Source organism: Vibrio salilacus (genome assembly GCF_002811245.1).
GTDB classification, from domain to species: Bacteria; Pseudomonadota; Gammaproteobacteria; order Enterobacterales; family Vibrionaceae; genus Vibrio; species Vibrio salilacus.
Genome location: NZ_NIVQ01000033.1, coordinates 1 through 22,453, shown reverse-complemented (window position 1 = coordinate 22,453; position 22,453 = coordinate 1). Strand labels below are relative to the sequence as shown.

The following is a 22,453-nucleotide window of genomic DNA, read 5'->3' as shown; positions in this document are numbered from 1 at the left end:
AGCGACGGACTGTTAATCCGCAGGTCGCTGGTTCGAGCCCAGCAGGAGGAGCCACTTTTAGTGTGCCGACTTAGCTCAGTAGGTAGAGCAACTGACTTGTAATCAGTAGGTCACCAGTTCGACTCCGGTAGTCGGCACCATTTCTTCTTTTAAGAAGAAAGCTCGTAAACGAATAATTCCTCCTTAGCTCAGTTGGTAGAGCGACGGACTGTTAATCCGCAGGTCGCTGGTTCGAGCCCAGCAGGAGGAGCCACATTCAAAGCCAAGTCTTCGGACTTGGCTTTTTTGTATCCACTGATTGCCATCGCCCTCCCCTTCATTCCGTTAATAAAAGTCCGATGAATAGAAGTCCAGTTAATCAATCCTGAGTACAGTTAATAGAGTTGGCAAACAACGCTCAACCAATCACTTGTAGCACCTCACATCTTTATGGCCTCACAATAGGCAATAAAAAGCCCCAGTCTTTCAACTAGGGCTGTAATCCGTGTTTATAAGCTAAGTAGTCGCCGTAGTTTAAAGCTCCCCTCCTACGCCTTGACACCTTGCTGTTGATTGAGCATCGCGACTTCTTTGTCTAACGCTTCTAGCTTATCTTTCATCTGCTCACGGCAGAGATTCGCTAGGGCGCGAACATTGTCTTTACTGTAGCCTTCTACAGAGACTGGTGGCAACATTTCCACAATAACATGACCATTGTTCCAACGGTTGAGCTTAATCCCTTCGGTCGAGCTACATACAATAGGAATAATCGGTAGTTTAGCCCCAACCGCCGCGTGGAAGGCGCCGGTTTTAAATGGCAGTAAGCCACGACCGCGCGAACGGGTTCCTTCAGGGAACATCCACACCGAGACATCACTACTGTGCAAACTGTCCACGACTTGGTCTATCGTTCCTTTTGCCTTCGAGCGATTGCCGCGATCAATTAAGATATTACCTGTTAGCCAGTAAAGCTGACCAAATAGAGGCATCCAAGCGAGGCTTTTTTTACCCACAGTCACCACTTTAGGTGTCACTGCAGAAGAAACGGTAAACAGGTCCCAGTTATTCTGATGGTTAGCAACATAAACATGCTGACCGCGTTGGTAGGCGTCTGATGGAATACGTAGTTCAAGCTTAATCCCGAATACTCGCGACATCTTGCCAAAGAGGCGGCCAAAGGTAAAAACGTGCTTAGGGTTGCGGGGGCTTAACAAACAGTAGCCGCAACCAAACACAAACATCACAATTGCAAAAATCGCAACAGCCAATACACGTAATAGTGCAATCATTGGGGTCTCCAAGAACAGAGAGGATCAATCGTTGGTCGGAACTCTAACTGATCGGATAGTCATAAAAAAGCCGAAACTCGCGTTTCGGCTTACAAGCGTTAGCTCATTTTATCGTTAATCGCGAAAACGTTCAATCTTTGCGCCAAGAGCCGACAATTTATCTTCGATTTTATCGTAACCACGATCGATATGATAAATACGATCAACAATGGTTTCGCCGTTAGCAATACAGCCAGCAATAACCAAGCTGGCTGAAGCGCGAAGATCGGTTGCCATCACTTGTGCACCACTGAGCTCTTCAACATCACCACAAATCACGGTATTGCCTTCAATCTCGGCTTTCGCTCCCATACGCATAAGCTCAGGAACATGCATAAAGCGGTTTTCGAAGATGGTTTCAGTAATGACACCGCCACCTTTAGCCATCAGATTCAACAAGGTAAACTGCGCTTGCATATCCGTTGGAAAACCCGGATGAGGCGCAGTGCGGATGGTCACCGCTTTTAGTTCGCGATCGGTCATATCAACCGAAATCCAGTTTTCTCCAGATTCCACCAGCGCTCCGGCTTCTTCTAACTTTGCCAGTACCGCTTCTAGTAGATGCGCCTTAGTGTTACGGCACATCACTTTGCCACCAGAAACCGCAGCCGCAACAAGAAAGGTTCCGGTTTCAATGCGATCAGCAACAACGGAATGCTGCCCACCACTTAAACGTTCTACACCTTCAATGGTGATGGTATCAGTACCAGCACCCGTTACTTTCGCGCCCAGTTTATTGAGGAAATCCGCGGTATCCACAATTTCAGGCTCACGCGCTGCATTATCAAGTACCGTAGTGCCCTCAGCCAACGTCGCTGCGCACATCACTGTAATCGTCGCACCAACACTGACTTTGTCCATCACAATGTGCGCGCCTTTAAGACGACCATCAACGTGCGCTTTGACATAGCCGTCTTCTAGCGTGATCGTAGCGCCTAATTGCTCTAGGCCATGAATGTGCAGATCAACCGGACGAGCGCCAATTGCACAACCACCTGGTAATGAGACTTGACCTTGACCAAAACGTGCCACAAGAGGACCAAGAGCCCAAATAGAAGCTCGCATGGTTTTGACTAAATCGTATGGCGCACAGAATTCATTGATGCTACTTGGATCAACGTGCACTGAGCCGTTACGCTCAACCTTGGCACCAAGGCGCTTTAACAGCTCCATCGTGGTGTCAATATCACGCAAACGCGGTACGTTGGCGACTTCTACTGGCTCCTCAGCCAATATTGACGCAAACAAAATTGGTAGGGCGGCGTTTTTTGCACCTGAGATGGTGACTTCACCCACTAAAGGCTTTTTAGAGCCAATTACTCGAAACTTTTCCATTCTAAAACCTTACAGTGACATCAACTTCTTATCACGAGCCCACTCATCTGGAGTGTAAGCTTTGATAGAAACAGCGTGAATGTCATTTCTTTGGATGTATTCCATCAGTGGTGCATAAATTAGCTGTTGTTTCTTAACGCGACTCATTCCATCGAAACAAGCATCAACAGCAACTACTTCATAATGGCTGCCTTCACCTTTGACATGCAACTCTGCTAGATGTAGAGCATCATTCAAAATCTGTTGTACTTTTGCGTTATCCACAATTCACCCCTGTTGTATTCTTTAAATGCTCAGCAACGAACTGTTCAACATTGCTCAGCTGAAATAATGTGTGCAGTTCATCCGGCACGAAACTGAACATTATATGACAGTTTTGTTTTTTTGCATGCTCTATTAAATGAATCAGCATAACCATACCTGCAGAGTCGACACGAACCACCTGATCCAGCGACACGGCGACCTCACCTTGGGGAAAGATTTGCTGTTTAAGAATTCGCCATAACGCAGGGACACTATTGCGGTCTAAATCACCACTGAGCAGATAACGATGCTGGCCACTTGTTTGCCATTGTGAATTACTCATCACTCTTTTTCTCGAAACGAATCGGTTGCTTAGCCAATTGTTCAAGTTCATCAGCGACGGCAACAATGCCATCTTGACGTAACTTAGTACTCCACTCAGATTGCTTGCTCGACAGTAGGCTAATCCCTTCCGCAATCATATCGAACGCTTGCCACTCACCGGTATTTTTATCACGGCGCAGTTTAAACTCCAGCTTAATATTCGGTCGTGGTGGTTCAAGAATATCGACCTTGATGCTAGTGATACTCTTATTTGGATCAAGTTTTGGTTCAGGGGCGAACTCAATCACCTGGTCGCTATATTGAGTCAACACCTGAGCGTAGGACGTCACTAAATAAGCACGAAAGGCGACAATAAATCTCATCACATCTTCGCGCTTAGCGCCTTTTAAATTCGGACCTAACAGCTTTAGTGAGGCGTATTTTTCGTTTACATACGGCATCAACTCTTGCTCTACGATCTCCTTCAAATATTCAGGGTCTTGATGAATACGCTCTTGTTCGGCCTTCAAACGTTGAAACGCTTGCTCGGCAACCGTTGTCATCATCTGATATGGCTGTGTTTTGTCAACCTCTTGCGCTCTGATACCAAATGCCACCAAAAAAGTAAAAATAGTAAGCACTAACTTCTTTAACATATATTGCTCCTTATTCACTGTCCGAGCCACCGACGCTATACAGTACTTGACCAATCAAGTCCTCTAATACTAACGCCGATTTGGTATCTTCAATGTAGTCTCCATCGACCAGCATCCGCTCATCTTCAAACACAAAGCCTGGAATCAAACCGATATACTGTTCACCAATCAAACCTGAAGTAAGGATCTTGACGCTTGACGTTTCTGAGAACTGATCGTAGCGACGGCTAATTGCCATCGTCACCACAGGTAACAGTGACTCTGTATTGAGCCCGATATTAGTCACACGACCAATAACAACACCTCCAACCTTCACTGGAGAGCGAACCTTTAGGCTGCCAATGTTATCGAACTCAGCATTGAGGGTGTAAGTATCACCAGATCCAAGCCCTTTAACGTCAGCGACTTGAAAGATCATCACTAGAATTGCGCAAATTCCAGCAAGTACAAAGCTACCAACCCATAATTCTGTTTTTCTTGTTTGTTGCATGATTAGTTCCCAAACATCAATGCAGTTAGTACGAAGTCTAGACCAAGTACTGCCAATGACGAGTGAACGACGGTACGCGTCGTTGCTCGACTGATTCCTTCTGAAGTTGGAATCGCATCATAACCGTTAAATAATGCGATCCAAGTGACCGTAATGGCAAAAGCAAAGCTCTTGATCATACTGTTACCAATATCTTGGCCGAGCTCAACCGAGGCTTGCATCGCAGACCAAAAGCTCCCGTAGTCAATGCCTTTCCAATCGACACCCACCAATTGACCTCCCCAAATGCCCACCGCGGTAAAAATCATCGCCAGCAGTGGCATCGAGATTATCCCAGCCCAAAAACGTGGGGCGATTACGCGTTTCAATGGGTCAACCGCCATCATTTCCAGACTCGACAGCTGCTCTGTGGCTTTCATCAAACCGATTTCAGCCGTCAAAGCTGAACCAGCTCGCCCAGCGAAAAGCAAAGCCGTGACCACTGGGCCTAGCTCTCTTAACAAAGACAGCGCCACCATCTGACCCAGCGCCCCTTCGGCACCAAAATCCACAAGGATAACATAACCTTGTAGGCTCAATACCATACCAATAAATAGCCCTGACAAGACAATAATAAGTAACGACTGTACTCCAACGCTATACAGTTGCTTAACCAATAACGGGAAATTTTTAACCGGTTGTGGTCGACTAGATAAAGCGCCAAACAACATTAAGCTGGCGCGGCCAAAGGACTCACAAACTGACATGGATCGACGGCCAACAGAGGCGACGATATCAATTAAATTTACCATGATGAAAAGAGATCCTTAGCGAGCGGCTGGGCTGGATAACGAAATGGCACAGGTCCATCCGCGTTGCCTTTAAGAAACTGTTGTACCTGTGGATCAAGATTGTCACGTAACTCGTCTGGCGTCCCACACGCCACCACCTTACCGTTGGCTAAAATGTACACCCAGTCAGCGATACTCATCACCTCTGGCACATCGTGAGACACCACAATCGCTGTTACCCCCAGAGCTTTATTCAGTTTATGAATCAACTCAACCAGCACCCCCATCGTAATAGGGTCTTGGCCAACAAAAGGTTCATCAAACATGATAAGGGCGGGATCAAGAGCAATCGCGCGAGCTAACGCAGCACGTCTTGCCATTCCGCCCGATAACTCACTCGGCATAAGCTGCGCTGCGCCGCGCAGTCCAACTGCTTCAAGTTTAAGCAGCACTAAAGTGCGGATTAACGCTTCATCTAACTCAGTATGCTCTCGCAGTGGGAAGGCAACGTTGTCAAACACTGACAAGTCGGTAAATAACGCGCCTGACTGAAATAACATGCTCATTTTTTTGCGTTCTTGGTAGAGCTTACGCCGACTCAACGAGGGAATGTTATGGCCATCAAACCAGATTTCACCTTGCTGCGGATAAAGCTGTCCACCAATCAAACGCAACAGGGTGGTTTTTCCTATCCCTGATGGGCCCATAATCGCGGTCACCTTTCCTTTTGGCACACGCAAATTGACGTCATCAAAGACTTTGCGCTCTCCGCGAGAAAACGTTAGCTGCTTTATCGTCACTAAGTCTTCAGATTCCATATTGAACTCTTATTCGTTCCAGTAACAATGGGCAATCATAAGCACATTAATACAGAATTTAAAGCATGGCGTAATTAATTGAATGAACTGCTTCCCTTTTAATAGCCAAACCGTCAAAATTAGCGGTTTAATTCTCTCGAAGTATATAGATTAGGAATGATCATGCTCGAAGCCGTTGTGTTTCTCATTATTGGATTAGTCTTTTTAGTTTGGAGTGCTGACAAACTGGTATTTGGTGCTGCCGCACTCGCACGCAATATTGGTATCTCTCCTTTAGTTATCGGTATGACTATTCTAGCCATGGGCTCCTCTGCCCCCGAAATGATGGTTTCCGCGACAGCAGCACTGGAAGGTAAAACCGACACGGCTGTAGGCAATGTGTTAGGTTCAAACATCGCCAACATTGCACTGATCTTAGGGATTACTGCGCTGATTAAACCTTTATTAATCAGTTCGGCGGTACTGCGCCGTGAACTGCCTTTAATGATTGGAGTGACCATTCTGGCAGGCGTCTTATTGTGGGATAATCACTTAGGCTTCTACGAAGGCGTGTTGTTGTTTGTCTTGTTTGCCGCCTTTATTTTAGCAATGCTCCGCATCAGCCACAAAGAAAAAACCAGTGACATCGCTGATGCAATGCTTGAAAACCAAGCATTGGAAGTGCCTGATGACGTAAGCAATATTAAGGCTGCAGTGTGGGTTGTGATTGGCTTGATTATCTTGCCCTTTTCGGCTTCGATGTTAGTCGATAACTCGGTGATTATTGCCCAGTACTTCGGTATGAGTGATCTGGTGATTGGTCTCACAATCATTGCCGTTGGCACCAGCTTGCCAGAGCTGGCCGCTTCAATTGCTGGAGTCATGAAAGGCGAAGATGATATGGCCGTAGGGAACATTATCGGCTCTAACGTATTTAATATACTCGCCGTAATGGGCATCCCTGGCATCTTGAATCCCTCTATTTTGAATGAATACGCTATGGGGCGCGATTTCTGGGTGATGCTCGGTGTATCACTGTTACTAGTGGTGATGGCATTAGGTAAATCACGCAGCGTCAATCGACTGGAAGGTGGCGTACTATTGTGCTGCTTTTTTGCCTATCAAGGCTACCTGGTCATGAATATGACCGCATAATCTGAGTTTGGAGTTGTGTATGTTTGATTATCGTTCAACAGCCCTTGAAGTGCTCAACACTGAGGTCGCCGCTTTACAGCAGCTAGACCAGTACTTTAATGACGACTTTGTTAACGCCTGTGAGGTCATTCTTACCAATCAAGAAGGCAAAGTTGCCGTCATGGGGATGGGAAAATCGGGCCATATCGGCAAAAAAATCGCCGCGACATTGGCCAGCACAGGCACCTCGGCATTTTTTGTTCACCCAGGTGAAGCGGCCCATGGCGATTTAGGCATGATCGCGACTGGCGACATCGTCTTAGCCATCTCTAACTCAGGTGAATCTGCAGAAATTCTTGGTTTATTTCCCGTACTCAAACGCCGCAATATTACGATAATCAGCATGACGGGCAAACCTCACTCCAACATGGCAAAGCTGGCAGATATTCACCTGCAAATTACGGTTCCTCAAGAAGCGTGTCCACTGGAGCTGGCTCCGACATCTAGCACCACCGCGACCTTAGTGATGGGCGATGCGCTCGCCGTATCTTTGATGCAAGCACGCGGTTTTACCGCCGAAGACTTTGCCCTCTCCCACCCTGGTGGTTCTTTAGGTCGTAAACTTCTGCTCAAGCTCGCCGATATCATGCACACCGGAGAAAACTTACCTTTGGTAACGCCAACAACCGTGGTCCGCGATGCACTGCTTGAGATCAGCCAAAAAGGCTTAGGGATGACAGCTGTAGTCGATGACCACCAGCAGTTGGTGGGCATTTTTACCGATGGCGACTTGCGTCGAATTCTCGATAAACGTATTGATATCCATACCGCACTGATTGGCGATGTGATGACGATTAACCCCGCAACGGCAGAGCCGAACATGCTCGCGGCAGAAGGCTTAAATCTCATGCAAGAGAAAAGCATTAATGGCTTAATCTTATGTCAGCAAGGCGTCGTTGTTGGCGCACTGAACATGCATGATTTATTAAAAGCGGGAGTGGTGTAATGAGCGTGATGGTCGACACTTTATACCAGCCAGTAGACTCTGCCATCTTGGCCATTGCCCAACAGATCAAATTATTGATTTGCGATGTTGATGGGGTTTTTTCAGATGGGCTTATTTACATGGGCAATCAAGGCGAAGAGCTGAAAACCTTCCATACCCGTGATGGTTATGGCGTTAAAGCCCTAATGAACGCAGGTATCGAGATCGCCATTATTACTGGTCGTCGCTCGCAAATTGTCGAAAGCCGCATGAGGGCACTCGGTATTTCACTGATTTATCAGGGTCAAGACGATAAAGTAAAGGCGTATCAAGATATTTGCGATAAACTCAATATCGCACCACAGCATACCGGTTATATCGGTGATGACTTAATCGATTGGCCCGTAATGGAAAAAGTAGCACTTAAAGTTTGTGTAGCAGATGGGCACCCGCTACTGGCTCGCCGAGCCAACTATGTCACGGCAATTCGCGGCGGCTATGGGGCAGTAAGGGAAGTTTGTGACCTGATCCTGCAAGCACGCAACGAACTCGATGTTCATAAAGGTCTAAGTATATGAGTCTTTCTCGTATTGGTTATCTCATTCTGGCTTTCATTATTTGCTGGTCTGCTTACTATCTTTTCGAGCAGCAGCAGAGTTATGATATCCAAATAGATCCAGATACCGAGTTACCGATGTTTAGCGGCAAGGGGTTAATCAATACCTCATATAACGAAAGCGGTGTCCGCAGTTATGTGATTACCTCCGTCAAGCTCGACCACTACGCCAAAAGCGGTGATACGATTTTTGCTAATCCAGTATTGAAAGTGTTTAAACAAGGCTCCATTCAAGAATGGGAAATCACTGCTGTACGCGGCGTGTTGACCCAAGACCACATTCTGACACTTTATGACGATGTATTGGCCAACAACTTATTGCCTGATTCAGGTTTTGACACGCTGTCCACCGATATCCTGAATATACAGTTGGACAGCAGAGACTTTTGGGCAAACAACCAAGTGGTCATGGTTGGCCCTCAATTTAAAACAATAGGACAGGCGATGACGGGCAACTTTGCTGATAATCACGCCTCTCTATATAACCAAGTACAAGGTAGATATGAAACTCTCACACCTTAGTCTGATTTCTTGTTTATTCCTGTCTAGCCAAGCGTTAGCGCTATCGACAGACAGAGAGCAACCCGTCTACATCGATTCTGATAGCCAGCAGCTTGATATGCAGAGCAATAAAGTGACTTTCCTTGGTGATGTAAAACTCAAACAAGGCAGCATTAACATCAATGCAGATAAAGTCATTGTTACGCGTAATGCCACTGATGGCGCCATTCAAGAAATTGAAGGTTATGGCGACCTAGCGACCTTCTCTCAGCTCACTGATGATGGTAAAACTTTGTATGGCGAAGCAAAAGAGCTGTATTACAAGATGGTCGATGATCAACTGACCATGATCGACCAAGCGATGCTATCTCAAGATGATAGTGTGATTCGCGGTACTAAAATTCGTTACCAAATCTCTTCTCAAAAGCTCATTGCCGATGGTAAAGAGAAAGGCGACCGCGTTTCGACCGTTCTTCAGCCACAAGCAGTACAAGAATAATTATGGCGATACTAAAAGCGCAGCACTTAGCAAAAACTTACGGTAACCGTACCGTGGTTAGCGATGTCAGCCTGCAAGTTGAATCAGGGCAAATTGTTGGTCTACTCGGTCCTAATGGTGCTGGTAAAACCACATCTTTTTATATGATTGTTGGCCTAGTCGCTCGAGACCAAGGCTCGATCACGATCGACGATAATGACATCAGCATTTTGCCTATGCATAGCCGCTCTCGAATGGGAATTGGCTATTTACCGCAAGAAGCTTCTATCTTCCGTAAATTGTCGGTCGAAGATAATATTATGGCTGTTTTGGAAACTCGCGAAGAAATGACTCGCGAAGAGCGCCAAGACAAACTGGAAGATTTGTTGGAAGAATTCCACATTCAGCACATTCGCTACAGTGCCGGTATGGCATTATCAGGTGGAGAAAGACGTCGAGTTGAAATTGCCCGTGCTCTAGCGGCAAACCCTCAATTTATTTTGTTAGACGAACCTTTTGCCGGGGTTGATCCTATTTCGGTGATCGATATTAAAAAGATCATCGAGCATCTACGAGATCGTGGCTTGGGAGTATTGATCACAGACCACAACGTGCGCGAAACTTTGGATGTGTGTGAAAAAGCTTATATTGTTAGCCAAGGTCACCTCATTGCAGAAGGTACACCTGAGCAAGTGCTCAATAACGAACAAGTTAAACAAGTTTATCTCGGCGAACAATTCCGTCTATGATTAAGGGAAAGAACGTTAAGATTCTCCAGCATTAAGGCAAATAAGACTGAATGAAACCCTCATTACAACTCAAGCTAGGACAGCAATTAGCGATGACACCTCAGTTGCAGCAGGCGATACGCTTGTTGCAATTGTCGACGCTCGATCTTCAACAAGAGATCCAAGAAGCCTTGGATTCAAATCCTCTGCTTGAGGTTGAAGAAGCCAGTGATGAGTCAACAGCAGATGAAAGCCGCCAAACTGAAGAAAAAGAACCCACGGTCGAGCTGACCGAAATGGCAGAGCCTGAAGTCAAAGACAGCTCAGAATTGATTGAAACATCAGAAATCAGCAATGATCTTGAAATTGATACCACTTGGGATGACGTTTACAGTGCCAATACGGGTAGCACGGGGATCGCCGTCGACGACGATATGCCAGTCTACCAAGGTGAGACCACTCAATCATTGCAAGATTACCTGCTATGGCAACTGGATTTAACCCCTTTTAGCGACAATGATCGCACGATTGCGCTGGCCTTAATCGACGCCATTGACGACTACGGTTATCTCACTGTCACCACCGAAGATATCCTCGACAGTTTCAACAATGAAGAAATAGAGCTTGATGAGATTGAAGCGGTACGTAAACGCGTGCAGCAATTTGATCCGCTTGGTGTTGCCTCTGTAAACCTGCAAGATTGCTTGCTGCTACAGCTCACGACGTACTCTAAAGACACCCCTTGGCTCAATGAAGCTAAGCTTGTTTTGAAACATCATATCGATCATCTTGGTAATCGTGACTACAAACTGATCATTAAAGAGACTAAGCTCAAAGAAACAGAGTTGCGTGAAGTGCTGAAGTTGATCCAGCAGCTTGATCCAAGACCAGGGAGCCGCATCTCGTCTGAACACGCAGAATATGTCGTCCCAGACGTGTCCGTTTTTAAAGAGCACGGTAAGTGGGTCGTTACGATCAACCCAGACTCCGTACCCAAATTGAAAGTGAATCAGCAGTATGCAGCCATGGGAAAAGGCAACAGTGCCGACAGCCAATATATTCGCAACAATGTTCAAGAAGCAAAATGGCTGATTAAAAGTTTAGAAAGTAGAAACGAGACCCTGCTCAAAGTTGCTAAGTGTATTGTTGAACATCAGCGTGATTTCTTTGAGTATGGGGAAGAAGCGATGAAGCCAATGGTGCTCAATGATGTCGCTCTCGCGGTCGAAATGCATGAGTCAACCATTTCAAGGGTAACGACACAGAAGTATATGCATACCCCGCGTGGTATTTTTGAATTGAAGTACTTCTTTTCTAGCCATGTCAGTACAGACAATGGTGGGGAGTGCTCATCGACTGCAATTCGCGCGCTGATTAAGAAGCTGGTCGCTGCCGAAAATAGCGCCAAGCCTCTCAGTGATAGTAAGATTGCAGCTCTACTCGCTGACCAAGGGATTCAGGTTGCTAGAAGAACCATCGCAAAGTACCGTGAGTCATTAGGTATTGCCCCTTCCAGTCAGCGTAAACGCCTACTTTAGGCCAATAACCGAGAAGGAAAGTCTATGCAAATTAATCTAAATGGACATCACGTTGATCTCACCGATTCAATGCAAGACTACGTCAATGAAAAGTTTCAAAAGCTAGAACGCTTCTTTGAGCACATAAATAGCATTCATGTAGTACTAAAAGTTGAAAAAGTTCGTCAAATCGCAGAAGCTACCCTTCACGTAAATCAAGCTGAAATTCATGCCTCATCTGAAGATGAAAATATGTATGCAGCCATTGATTCCCTTGTCGACAAATTAACTCGACAACTCAATAAGCACAAAGAAAAGCTAAACGCCCACTAATTACCATGCAATTAAGCGAAATCCTAACATTGAACTGCGCCAAGAGTGCAGTTCAATGTACTAGTAAAAAACGAGCCCTTGAGATGATCAGTGAACTGGTTGCCGAGCAGACAGGGCAAAACTCTACCGAACTTTTTGAGTGTATGCTCAGCCGTGAAAAAATGGGCAGTACTGGCATTGGAAATGGGATTGCCATTCCCCATGCGCGTATGCATGCCAGTGATAAAGCCGTTGCCGTTTTGCTGCAATGCGCATCACCAATTGAATTTGATGCTATCGATAATCGCCCGGTCGACATCCTGTTCGCTTTACTTGTGCCTGACGCTCAGTGCAAAGAGCACCTTAAAACACTCTCTAGCATGGCCGAACGCCTCAACAATAAGCAAGTATTGAAGCAATTACGTAAAGCTCAATCTGACCAAGAACTGTACGACATTATGGTTAATCAATAATGCGTCTTATCGTCGTTAGTGGCCAATCAGGAGCGGGAAAAAGTGTCGCGCTTAGGGTACTCGAGGATCTCGGTTACTACTGTGTCGATAACCTACCGGTCGATCTTCTCGAAGTGTTTGTCCAATCGGTTCAGTCTAGTAAACAAAACGTGGCGGTGAGTATTGATATTCGCAACCTGCCGACAGAGCCAAACTTAGTTGAGGATGTGCTGCTCAAGTTGCAACAAGCATCCGATGTCAGCGTACTGTTTTTAGATGCCAATAAAGAGACTTTGCTTAAGCGCTATAGCGAAACCCGTCGCATTCATCCGCTGACTCTCAGTTTAGAAAACACCTCACTTGAGCAAGCTATCGAGAAAGAACGGTCAATACTATCGCCGCTTAAAGAGCGAGCTGATTTAGTCATTGATAGCAGTAACCAATCGCTGCATACATTAAGCGAAACCGTTCGTATGCGTGTTGAAGGTCGTGAGCGCAAAGATCTGGTGATGGTCTTTCAATCATTTGGATTTAAATATGGTCTACCGAGCGACGCCGACTATGTATTCGATGTACGTTTCTTACCAAACCCGCACTGGGAACCGGATCTAAGACCTTTAACCGGCCTAGATGCGCCAATCAAGTCCTTCCTCGAAAGCCACCCAGAGGTAATGGAACTCAAACAACAAATCCAGAAGTTTATTGAAAACTGGCTGCCATTGTTGGAAAAAAACAACCGCAGTTATCTCACCGTCGCGATTGGTTGTACTGGCGGTAAGCATCGCTCCGTTTACTTAACCCAACAACTTGGTGAGTATTTTGCCGAAATGGGTCATCAAGTCCAAATCCGTCACGCTTCACTTGAGAAAAACCACAAGGAATAGTGTTATGCTGCAGAGCCGCACCGTGTTAATTCAAAATCGTCTCGGGCTTCATGCTCGCGCTGCGGTAAAGCTGGTTGAACTGGCACAATCCTTCCAAGCTATCCTTACTATCCAAAATCATGAAGGCAAAGAAGCAACCGCAGATAGTGTGATGGGCTTATTGATGCTCGAATCCGCGCAAGGTGAATACGTGACCATCAGTGCAGAAGGAAGCGATGCAGAACCAGCACTCGACGCCGCCTGTCATCTGATTGAAGATAAATTCGACGAAGAAGAGTGATCGTCTTACCAGCCACAACTAAATGTACATCAGCCACATTAACTTATTAAATCCATTCTTAAATTAAGTTACTATGCTTAGCATTGTAACCACGATGAGTTAGGAGGAATTAATGGCAGAGCAAATAGAGTTCGATCAAGCTCACCAGGCCCTCCAAGAAGTGACTGAAGCCCTCGAGAATGGCCGTTTCGTTCATGTCCGCCGCCAATTGCAGGACATGGAACCGGAAGACATTGCTCATCTACTCGAAGCCTCACCCCGTAAAAGCCGTGAAGTACTTTGGCAACTCACCGATCCTGAAGATTATGGTGAAATCCTTGATGAACTCAATGAGGATGTCAAAGACGCCTTAGTGTCAAAAATGGCACCAGAGGTGTTGGCTGAAGCGACCGAAGGCATGGAAACCGATGACGTCGCCTACGTTCTGCGAAGCTTGCCAGATGACATATCGCGTGAAGTATTGGCGCAGATGGACTCCGCTGAGCGTTTATTGGTCGAGGCCGCTCTCTCTTACCCTGAAGACACCGCCGGTAGTTTAATGAACACCGACGTCATTACGATTCGTGGTGACGTTGATGTTGATGTTGTGTTGCGTTACCTACGTATGAAAGGTGAACTTCCTGATGCAACCGATGCACTGTATGTGATTGATGATCAAGACCGCCTGATTGGTGAGCTACCAATCACAACCCTTATCACCACGCAGCCTGATGTCAGAATCGCTGATGTGATGGAAGATGCGGATGAAGCGATTGATGTCACCATGAGTGACTCTGACATCGCTAGTCTGTTTGAGCGCCGTAACTGGGTTTCTGCGCCAGTGATCGATGAAAATCAACACCTTGTTGGTCGCATCACCATTGATGACGTGGTCGATGTTATCCGTGAAGACGCCGAGCACTCAATGATGAGCATGGCTGGTATGGATGACGACGAGGACACCTTCGCACCCGTAGTCAAATCAGCACGCAAACGGAGTATCTGGCTTGGTGCCAACGTACTAGCCGCATTAGCGGCAGCCTCTGTCTCCAACATGTTTGAAGCGACACTCGATCAAATGGCAGCCATCGCGGTGCTGATGACGATTGTCCCGTCGATGGGCGGCGTAGCAGGTAACCAGACCGTTGCTTTGGTTATCCGTGGTTTAGCGCTCGGTCATATTGGTGACTCAAACAAACGAGAGCTATTGATGAAAGAGGCCGCGATCGGCTTACTCAATGGCGTTATGTGGGCTTTCATCATTGGTGGTATTGTTGTCGCTTGGAAAGGCAACTGGATGCTTGGTGGGATTATTTCAGCAGCGATGCTGACCAATTTACTTGTTGCAGGTATCGCCGGGGTAACTATCCCTATCTTCTTAAAAAAATTGAATATCGACCCTGCTCTGGCGGGAGGCATGGCACTGACGACTGTGACTGATGTAATTGGTCTATCGGTCTTTTTAGGTCTTGCGACCATCATGATTTAGCGATCAATTCAAAAAAGCGCCACTTTTTACCAAGCGGCGCTCTTTGCTATTTAGAGCGGGAGCCTAGTTAAGATTTGGCCCTAACCATTTTTCCGCTTGCAAACTATCCCAGCCTTTACGCTTTGCGTAACTTTCAGCTTGATCGCGTTGGATCTGGGCGATGGCGAAGTAGCGAGAATCAGGATGAGAGAAATACCACCCCGAAACTGAAGCACCTGGCCACATTGCATAACTTGAAGTCAGTGACATATCGATCGCTTGTTCGACGTTCAGCATCTGCCATAACGTGCCTTTCTCAGTATGCTCAGGACACGCCGGATAACCGGGTGCAGGTCGTATGCCTTGGTATTTCTCACGAATAAGATCATCATTTGACAAGTCTTCGTCAGCCGAATATCCCCAAATCTCTTTTCTTACCTGCTCATGTAAGTATTCAGCAAATGCTTCGGCAAGGCGGTCTGCAACGGCTTGTATCATGATCGCATTGTAATCATCCCCAGCCGCTTTGTACGCATCAGCCAATTCGCGCTCGCCAATACCGCCAGTGACGGCAAAGGCACCAATCCAATCTTTCTTGCCTGATTCTTTAGGGGCAATATAGTCAGAAATACAGTAGTTAAATCCTTTTGGTTTCTCGGTTTGTTGGCGTAAGTTATGCAATACATGAGCAACTTGGCTGCGTGACTCATCAGTATAAACTTCAATGTCATCACCAATACTCGCAGCAGGAAACAGGCCGCAAATACCACGCGCCTTTAGCAAACCTTCACGCTCAACACGATCAAGTAACTCATTGGCATCTTTAAATAAAGACTGTGCCTCTTCACCGACCTCTTCATGCTTAAAGATGGCAGGGTACTTGCCAACCAGCGACCAAGTCATAAAGAAAGGCGTCCAGTCGATGTATTTACGCAGCGTTGCGACATCAAAATCATCAAAAACATGCACACCTGGCTTAGCTGGCACAGGCGGGGTGTAGTTGTCCCAATCAATCGCGACTTTGTTGGCGCGCGCGTTCTCTAACGTCACAGGCTTAGTGCGCGGACGTTTACGGGCATGCTGATCACGTACTACATCATAATCAGCTTGAAGTTTCTCTACAAAACCAGGCTTTTGCCTCTGCGACAGCAGCGCCGAACAAACGCCAACTGCACGTGAAGCATTATTTACATACACCACTGGGTGTTGATAGTTTTGTTCAATTTTAACCGCGGTATGCGCTTTCGATGTGGTTGCCCCACCAATTAAAAGAGGTAAATCGAAATCGAGACGTTGCATCTCTTTAGCAACATGGACCATTTCGTCCAATGACGGCGTAATCAGACCCGACAAGCCAATAATGTCGACGTTCTCTTCTTTGGCGACTTTGAGAATTTTCTCGCACGGTACCATGACGCCAAGATCGATGATTTCATAGTTATTGCACTGGAGTACCACACCGACAATGTTCTTACCAATATCGTGTACATCGCCTTTCACCGTCGCGAGTAAAATTTTACCATTGGTTGAACCGGCTTGTTTCAGCGCGTTGATATAAGGCTCTAAATGCGCGACGGCCTGTTTCATGACTCGAGCGGACTTGACCACTTGAGGCAAGAACATCTTACCTTCACCAAACAGATCACCAACCACGTTCATACCATCCATAAGAGGCCCTTCAATCACCTCTAGTGGTTTGCTCGCATTAAGTCGAGCCTCTTCGGTATCCTCAACAATAAACTCTGTAATACCTTTGACCAAAGCGTGCTCTAGGCGCTTTTCAACTGGCCAAGTTCGCCACTCAAGTAGACTAGGGTCCTCTTCTTTGCCCACGCCTTTGCTGGCATATTCAGCGGCAATATCAAGCAATCGCTCTGTGCCATCATCTCGTCGGTTGAGCACGACATCTTCTACCGCCTCACGCAGCTTTTCAGGCACGTTGTCATAGATTTCTAGTTGCCCCGCATTAACAATGCCCATGTCCATTCCGTTGCGGAAACAGTGGTAAAGGAACACGGCATGAATCGCTTCACGAACATAATTATTACCACGAAACGAGAAGGAAACATTCGACACACCACCAGAGATCATCGCGTGCGGTAAGTCACGCTTAATATCGGCCACAGCGTCAATAAAGTCGACGGCATAGTTATTGTGTTCATCAATACCCGTTGCGACCGCAAAGATATTCGGGTCAAAAATAATGTCTTCAGGTGGAAAGCCAACTTCATCGACCAAAATACGGTAAGCCTTGGTACAAATTTCGATCTTGCGCTCACGCGTATCGGCTTGGCCAATTTCATCAAAGGCCATCACGATCACTGCGGCGCCATAGCGACGAATCAGTTGAGCTTGGTTAACAAAGCTCTCTTTGCCCTCTTTGAGAGAGATCGAGTTAACAATGCCTTTACCTTGAATACATTTCAGACCCGCTTCAATAACGTCCCATTTAGAGGAGTCGACCATGATCGGTACTTTGGATATTTCAGGTTCTGATGCACAAAGATTAAGGAAACGGACCATACACGCTTCGGCATCAAGCATCCCCTCATCCATGTTGATATCGATGATCTGAGCGCCATTTTCGACCTGCTGACGTGCAACGTCTAACGCCTCATCGTAAAGCTCTTCTTTGATTAAACGCTTAAAACGTGCAGAGCCAGTGACATTAGTTCGTTCACCGACATTGACAAATAACGTGTCTTTTCCGATGGTTAATGGTTCTAGACCAGATAGACGACACGCTACAACAAGTTCGGGGATAGCGCGTGGCTTTACGCCCTCAACGACATTTGCCATCTGACGGATATGTTCTGGGGTAGTACCACAACATCCACCAATCAAATTAAGAAAGCCACTCTCGGCCCACTCTTTGACATGATCTGCCATCTCTTCTGCACCGAGATCATACTCACCAAAGGCATTCGGTAGGCCCGCATTGGGGTGAGCAGAGACAAAAGTATCTGAGATGCGTGACAGCTCTTCTACATACGGACGTAATTCATCAGGGCCAAGCGCACAGTTAAGACCGAAAGAGATCGGCTTGACGTGACGTAAAGAGTTATAGAAGGCTTCGGTCGTCTGACCCGATAATGTCCTGCCTGACGCATCGGTAATCGTACCGGAGATCATGACAGGTAAAGTGACACCTAGTTGTTCAAAAACGAGATCAACCGCGAACGCACATGCTTTGGCGTTTAAGGTGTCGAAAATGGTTTCAATAAGAATTAAATCACTGCCGCCTTTGATTAAAGCGCGAGTTGACTCAGAGTAAGCAATCACTAACTCGTCAAAGCTGACGTTGCGGTAACCAGGATCGTTGACGTCGGGTGAGATGGAACATGTTCGGTTTGTCGGACCAAGGACCCCAGCAACAAAACGTGGTTTATCGGGCGTCTTTGCTGTCCATTCATCAGCGGCTTCTCTGGCAAGCTTGGCGGCGGCGAAGTTAATCTCTTCACTCAAGCTTTCCATTTCATAGTCAGCCATAGCGATTGGGGTTGAGTTGAAGGTGTTGGTCTCAAGAATATCTGCACCTGCCGCTAAGTATTCGAGATGAATATCTTTAATCAACTGCGGCTGAGTTAGAACAAGTAAGTCATTGTTGCCTTTGACATCACACTGCCAATCTGCAAAACGTTCGCCTCGATAATCCTGCTCTTCTAATTTATATCCTTGGATCATGGTGCCCATACCACCATCAATCAGCAAAATGCGTTGCTTTAACTGAGCTTCAATCTGTTGCCTTACATTACTTCCCACGGTACAGCCTCATTCCTTTAACTATCTCTCCATCCTATCACAGTTCATTCAGGAGTCTAGACGTCTAAACAATGAAATTAATGACCAATCAATAACAAAAAAGTGTTTGCTATTTGAGCATAGTGATCCGAAAATCCTTATTCACAATTTGTTACAACCTGAGATTCTAATGTCGGTCTATTACACACTGTGCTTTTTATCCGCAGCGGCCATGCTGATTGCTTTTGTAAACAGCAAGATAGGTAAAATGCAAACCACCATCGCGATTACTGCAGGATCAATGATGCTCTCTCTATTGATTCTCATTGCGGGTCAAAACGACTGGTTTCATTTAACAGAGATTGCTTCTAAGACTGTCTCCAGTATTAACTTTGAAGATTTTCTCTTAAAAGGCATCTTAGGCTTTTTACTTTTTGCTGGCGGACTAGGCATTAAATTGCCTAACCTCAAGGATCAAAAGTGGGAAATCACTGTACTGGCCTTAGCAGCGACACTTTTCTCGACCTTCTTCATCGGCTTTGTTCTGTATGGCTTTTGTCAGTTAGTAGGCATTCACTTTGATTTGGTTTACTGCTTACTGTTTGGTGCTCTAATTTCTCCAACCGACCCAATCGCAGTACTTGCGATTGTAAAAAAACTCGACGCTCCAAAACGGATTTCAACTCAAATTGAAGGCGAATCACTGTTTAATGATGGTTTTGGTCTGGTGATCTTCGTTACTCTATTTACCATTGCCTTTGGTCATGAAGCACCTACGTTTACCAGCGTGACGTTACTCTTCATTCGGGAAGCGCTCGGGGGGATAGTTTATGGATTCGCACTTGGCTTACTCTTTCACTTTTTAATCAGTTCAACTGACGACCACTCCATGGAATTATTACTTACCATAGGAATTCCAACCGCTGGTTATGCTTTCGCTGAGGTATTGCATGTTTCTGGGCCTCTTGCCATGGTGGTCTCAGGGATTATGATCGGAAACTGGACACGCTTTATCGGCTTTTCGAAAGAGAGCGAAGACCATCTCGATCATTTTTGGGAGTTAGTCGATGAGTTTCTCAACGGCGTTCTGTTTCTTTTGATCGGTATGTCGATGCTGCTATTTAAATTTCACGAAGAAGACTGGATTGTAATGGCTTTCTCGGTACCCTTAGTCCTCGCGGCCCGGTATCTCAGCGTATTTATCGCCTACATCGGTTTTAAACGCTACCGTAGTTACAACTCGTGGTCAGTAAAAATATTAACTTGGGGTGGATTACGCGGCGGTTTAGCCTTAGCCATGGCACTTTCGATTCCTTCCGGAATCTGGGTAATCCAAGATAAGCTCATCGATGTAAAAGAAATTATTTTGGTGATGACCTATTCCGTGGTGGTATTCTCGATTTTAGTTCAAGGTTCAACGATTACCCCAATGATTGAAAAGGCCAAGAAAGAGGAAGCAAGTCGCCTATAATCAACGATACTAATGCCAATACGCCGAATATTTCCCATTGTTATGACGCTATTGGCATTTTTATATTTTTTCGATACCCCTATAGCCTAACCTCAGTCACAATCAACAAACTACTATTTTGTCAACACTCGCTGTAGTACTGACTAGGCATATCAATGGATGAGCTAACCCTAGATATAAGAACACTTAACTTTACCGTTATCATTTTTTCCTTCATTTATTCTGTTGGGCTTTTTCTTTATCAAACCAAACAGAAAGAGTTAGAAGGCCTAAAAACACTCGCAATTGGTGTGTTTCTGATTGGGCTCGGGCCAGCATTACTTGGCTTTCGTGGTAAAGCCCCAGATTGGTTAACTATCGTTATTGCGAACAGCCTGATCATGCTTGGCTTCCTCTACTTACTCTACGGCATTGGCTATGTAAGAGACTACTCTAGTCGTTTATTGCACCTTCTCGCTCTTGCATTGGTGGGCTGCTGTGTACTGTTATATTACTTCACCTATCTCGAGCCATCGATTAATGCACGAGTCATTGTACTCAGCGCCTTTATCTCCGCCACCAGTCTCACCAGTGCTTGGGCCTTGATAAAAGGAAAACGTGATGACGCACAATTCCCATTATTATTGATGGCGATACCATTTGTCGTTTATGGGCTATTTATGCTTGTACGAGCTATTGTTGGTCTGTCTGAGCCACGTATAACCGACTACATGCACGCAGGATTTATTCATGCCTTAACGTACCTATTTAGTCTCATTCTACTGATTACTCTCAGCTTAAGTATGTTATGGCTAAATAACGCGCGTTTGCTGCGCTCCATTCATCAATTGTCGCTCAAAGATCCACTGACAGGCCTGTATAACCGCCGAGTGCTTGACTCTGTCATTCCAGACCTTGTCTTAAAGGCGAGTGCTCAAACCAAGCCTGTGAGCCTGATAATGACTGACATTGATAACTTTAAGCAGATTAATGACGAACTTGGCCATATTATCGGTGATGAAACTATAGAACGAGTAGCACAGGTTCTTATCAACACACTTCCTCAGTCAGACAATGTTTTTTTGGTACGCTTTGGTGGCGATGAATTTATGATTCTACTGTTCGATAGCGATGCGGACCGTGCGTACTTAGAAGCAGAAGTGCTCAGATCAAGCGTTGCAGAAAACTTCAGTGATTATAGGTGCACCATGAGTTTTGGTATTGCAGAGCTGATTAACGGTAACTTAGACGATGCGCTAACTCACGCGGACGCCGCTCTCTATCAAGCCAAGCATCGCGGTAGAAACCAAGTCGTAATCGCCTAAATTAACAGATGTGATTAATAGAAGGAGGGTTGATGTGAACGCATCAATCTTTTTTTTGACCTGATGGCATGAGATTGAAAGACTGATCGCCACAAGGGTACTGTAAGATAAATCAGTAAATGTCTATTGCTAAAGACATTGATTGTCAACGATCACCGAAAACTGATCCACTTTTAGCTTAAAAACGATCAATCAAAATTGATCCACCCTTTTACTCAGGTATTGCTCCTGAGCGTCGTTTATCTTTCAATCGATAGCTATCACCACTTAACTGCAGAACATGGGAGTGATGAAGCAGTCGATCTAACATCGCTGCTGTTAATGTCGCATCATCGGCAAATGCGCTAGGCCATTGGCCAAACGATAAATTACTGGTCAAAATAATACTGCCATACTCATAGCGCTTAGCGATCACATTAAAAAATAGGTTCGCTTCTTCCCGTCCAAACGGCAGGTAACCGATTTCATCAATGATCAATAACCTTGGGGCCATCACAGAGCGAGAGAGGTATTGCTTCAGCTTGTTTTGTCGCTTAGCGGTCGATAATTGCAGCATCAAATCAGCGGCGGTGATAAAGCGCGTTTTCTTTTTAGCTTGTACGGCTTTGAGTCCCAACCCGATTGCAACATGCGTTTTACCGACACCGCTTGGTCCAAGTAGCACCACGTTTTCATTACGCT

24 protein-coding genes and 2 tRNA genes are annotated in these 22,453 nt (G+C 45.9%); 16 read left to right on the top strand and 10 right to left on the bottom strand.

All coding sequences use genetic code 11. The features are described from left to right. Window positions 1-64 precede the first annotated feature (64 nt). Both CDZ87_RS15385 and CDZ87_RS15380 read left to right on the top strand, forming a co-directional pair. Window positions 65-140, top strand: a tRNA-Thr gene (locus tag CDZ87_RS15385). A gap of 37 nt (window positions 141-177) precedes the next feature. Beyond that, window positions 178-253 (top strand) — tRNA-Asn (locus CDZ87_RS15380). Between the two features lie 274 nt (window positions 254-527). On the opposite strand, the gene CDZ87_RS15375 is transcribed toward CDZ87_RS15380, so the two are convergent. From CDZ87_RS15375 to mlaF, 8 genes are all read right to left on the bottom strand, one after another. Then, a complete protein-coding gene (locus CDZ87_RS15375) occupies window positions 528-1,268 on the bottom strand; it encodes a 1-acylglycerol-3-phosphate O-acyltransferase (protein WP_100754314.1) in 741 nt (246 codons plus the stop codon). A 114-nt stretch (window positions 1,269-1,382) separates the two neighbouring features. Further along, window positions 1,383-2,642, bottom strand: a complete 1,260-nt coding sequence (gene murA, locus CDZ87_RS15370; protein WP_100754313.1) for a UDP-N-acetylglucosamine 1-carboxyvinyltransferase — start codon at window positions 2,640-2,642, stop codon at window positions 1,383-1,385. Between the two features lie 9 nt (window positions 2,643-2,651). Further along, a complete protein-coding gene (gene ibaG / locus CDZ87_RS15365; RefSeq protein ID WP_038173622.1) occupies window positions 2,652-2,906 on the bottom strand; it encodes a BolA family iron metabolism protein IbaG in 255 nt (84 codons plus the stop codon). Beyond that, window positions 2,899-3,228: an STAS domain-containing protein gene (locus CDZ87_RS15360; RefSeq protein WP_100754312.1), complete on the bottom strand. Its 330-nt coding sequence runs from the start codon at window positions 3,226-3,228 to the stop codon at window positions 2,899-2,901. The genes ibaG and CDZ87_RS15360 overlap by 8 nt, the downstream gene beginning before the upstream one ends. After that, window positions 3,221-3,865 (bottom strand): phospholipid-binding protein MlaC, encoded by a 645-nt coding sequence (gene mlaC, locus CDZ87_RS15355; protein ID WP_100754311.1) that lies wholly within the window; start codon window positions 3,863-3,865, stop codon window positions 3,221-3,223. Before mlaC ends, CDZ87_RS15360 begins: the two co-directional genes overlap by 8 nt. A 10-nt stretch (window positions 3,866-3,875) precedes the next feature. After that, window positions 3,876-4,355 carry an outer membrane lipid asymmetry maintenance protein MlaD gene (gene mlaD / locus CDZ87_RS15350; protein ID WP_100754310.1) on the bottom strand — a complete coding sequence of 160 codons (480 nt, stop codon included), beginning with the start codon at window positions 4,353-4,355 and terminating at the stop codon, window positions 3,876-3,878. Between the two features lie 2 nt (window positions 4,356-4,357). Next, complete coding sequence (gene mlaE, locus CDZ87_RS15345) at window positions 4,358-5,146, bottom strand: lipid asymmetry maintenance ABC transporter permease subunit MlaE (protein WP_038173615.1); 789 nt, start codon at window positions 5,144-5,146, stop codon at window positions 4,358-4,360. After that, the gene (mlaF, locus tag CDZ87_RS15340) at window positions 5,140-5,943 is read right to left on the bottom strand and encodes a phospholipid ABC transporter ATP-binding protein MlaF (protein ID WP_100754309.1); all 804 of its coding nucleotides are present in this window, start codon (window positions 5,941-5,943) and stop codon (window positions 5,140-5,142) included. Before mlaF ends, mlaE begins: the two co-directional genes overlap by 7 nt. Window positions 5,944-6,105: 162 nt before the next feature. Here mlaF and CDZ87_RS15335 point away from each other — a divergent pair, with 162 nt between their 5' ends. The 12 genes from CDZ87_RS15335 to mgtE all read left to right on the top strand — a co-directional run bounded on the left by CDZ87_RS15335 (window position 6,106) and on the right by mgtE (window position 15,277). After that, window positions 6,106-7,077: a calcium/sodium antiporter gene (locus tag CDZ87_RS15335; protein WP_100754308.1), complete on the top strand. Its 972-nt coding sequence runs from the start codon at window positions 6,106-6,108 to the stop codon at window positions 7,075-7,077. Between the two features lie 19 nt (window positions 7,078-7,096). Further along, window positions 7,097-8,062 (top strand): KpsF/GutQ family sugar-phosphate isomerase, encoded by a 966-nt coding sequence (locus tag CDZ87_RS15330; protein ID WP_100754307.1) that lies wholly within the window; start codon window positions 7,097-7,099, stop codon window positions 8,060-8,062. After that, window positions 8,062-8,619 (top strand): 3-deoxy-manno-octulosonate-8-phosphatase KdsC, encoded by a 558-nt coding sequence (gene kdsC, locus CDZ87_RS15325; protein ID WP_100754306.1) that lies wholly within the window; start codon window positions 8,062-8,064, stop codon window positions 8,617-8,619. Before CDZ87_RS15330 ends, kdsC begins: the two co-directional genes overlap by 1 nt. After that, window positions 8,616-9,179 carry an LPS export ABC transporter periplasmic protein LptC gene (lptC, locus tag CDZ87_RS15320; protein WP_100754305.1) on the top strand — a complete coding sequence of 188 codons (564 nt, stop codon included), beginning with the start codon at window positions 8,616-8,618 and terminating at the stop codon, window positions 9,177-9,179. The genes kdsC and lptC overlap by 4 nt, the downstream gene beginning before the upstream one ends. Beyond that, window positions 9,160-9,657, top strand: a complete 498-nt coding sequence (gene lptA / locus CDZ87_RS15315; RefSeq protein WP_038173609.1) for a lipopolysaccharide transport periplasmic protein LptA — start codon at window positions 9,160-9,162, stop codon at window positions 9,655-9,657. Before lptC ends, lptA begins: the two co-directional genes overlap by 20 nt. Before the next feature lie 2 nt (window positions 9,658-9,659). Then, a complete protein-coding gene (lptB, locus tag CDZ87_RS15310) occupies window positions 9,660-10,385 on the top strand; it encodes an LPS export ABC transporter ATP-binding protein (RefSeq protein ID WP_038173607.1) in 726 nt (241 codons plus the stop codon). 50 nt (window positions 10,386-10,435) lie between these two features. Continuing rightward, window positions 10,436-11,902 carry an RNA polymerase factor sigma-54 gene (locus CDZ87_RS15305; protein WP_100754304.1) on the top strand — a complete coding sequence of 489 codons (1,467 nt, stop codon included), beginning with the start codon at window positions 10,436-10,438 and terminating at the stop codon, window positions 11,900-11,902. A gap of 24 nt (window positions 11,903-11,926) precedes the next feature. Beyond that, entirely contained in the window at window positions 11,927-12,214 is a 288-nt protein-coding gene (gene hpf / locus CDZ87_RS15300) for a ribosome hibernation promoting factor (protein WP_038173605.1), read from the top strand. Between the two features lie 5 nt (window positions 12,215-12,219). Next, on the top strand, window positions 12,220-12,666 hold the full coding sequence (ptsN, locus tag CDZ87_RS15295; protein WP_038173604.1) for a PTS IIA-like nitrogen regulatory protein PtsN: 447 nt from the start codon (window positions 12,220-12,222) through the stop codon (window positions 12,664-12,666). Then, window positions 12,666-13,529, top strand: a complete 864-nt coding sequence (gene rapZ / locus CDZ87_RS15290; protein WP_100754303.1) for an RNase adapter RapZ — start codon at window positions 12,666-12,668, stop codon at window positions 13,527-13,529. Before ptsN ends, rapZ begins: the two co-directional genes overlap by 1 nt. 4 nt (window positions 13,530-13,533) lie before the next feature. Further along, on the top strand, window positions 13,534-13,809 hold the full coding sequence (locus tag CDZ87_RS15285; RefSeq protein WP_100754302.1) for an HPr family phosphocarrier protein: 276 nt from the start codon (window positions 13,534-13,536) through the stop codon (window positions 13,807-13,809). Window positions 13,810-13,921: 112 nt separating this feature from the next. Continuing rightward, complete coding sequence (mgtE, locus tag CDZ87_RS15280; RefSeq protein WP_100754301.1) at window positions 13,922-15,277, top strand: magnesium transporter; 1,356 nt, start codon at window positions 13,922-13,924, stop codon at window positions 15,275-15,277. 63 nt (window positions 15,278-15,340) lie between these two features. On the opposite strand, the gene metH is transcribed toward mgtE, so the two are convergent. Continuing rightward, window positions 15,341-19,018 carry a methionine synthase gene (gene metH / locus CDZ87_RS15275; protein WP_100754300.1) on the bottom strand — a complete coding sequence of 1,226 codons (3,678 nt, stop codon included), beginning with the start codon at window positions 19,016-19,018 and terminating at the stop codon, window positions 15,341-15,343. Between the two features lie 169 nt (window positions 19,019-19,187). Between metH and CDZ87_RS15270 the strand changes: the two genes are divergently transcribed. Beyond that, window positions 19,188-20,468 carry a cation:proton antiporter gene (locus CDZ87_RS15270; protein WP_100754315.1) on the top strand — a complete coding sequence of 427 codons (1,281 nt, stop codon included), beginning with the start codon at window positions 19,188-19,190 and terminating at the stop codon, window positions 20,466-20,468. Between the two features lie 155 nt (window positions 20,469-20,623). Beyond that, complete coding sequence (locus tag CDZ87_RS15265; RefSeq protein ID WP_100754299.1) at window positions 20,624-21,772, top strand: GGDEF domain-containing protein; 1,149 nt, start codon at window positions 20,624-20,626, stop codon at window positions 21,770-21,772. Window positions 21,773-21,983: 211 nt separating this feature from the next. Here the strand turns inward: CDZ87_RS15265 and istB are convergent. Next, a partial coding sequence (gene istB, locus CDZ87_RS15260) for an IS21-like element helper ATPase IstB (protein WP_157806481.1) occupies window positions 21,984-22,453 on the bottom strand: 470 nt, incomplete at its 5' end.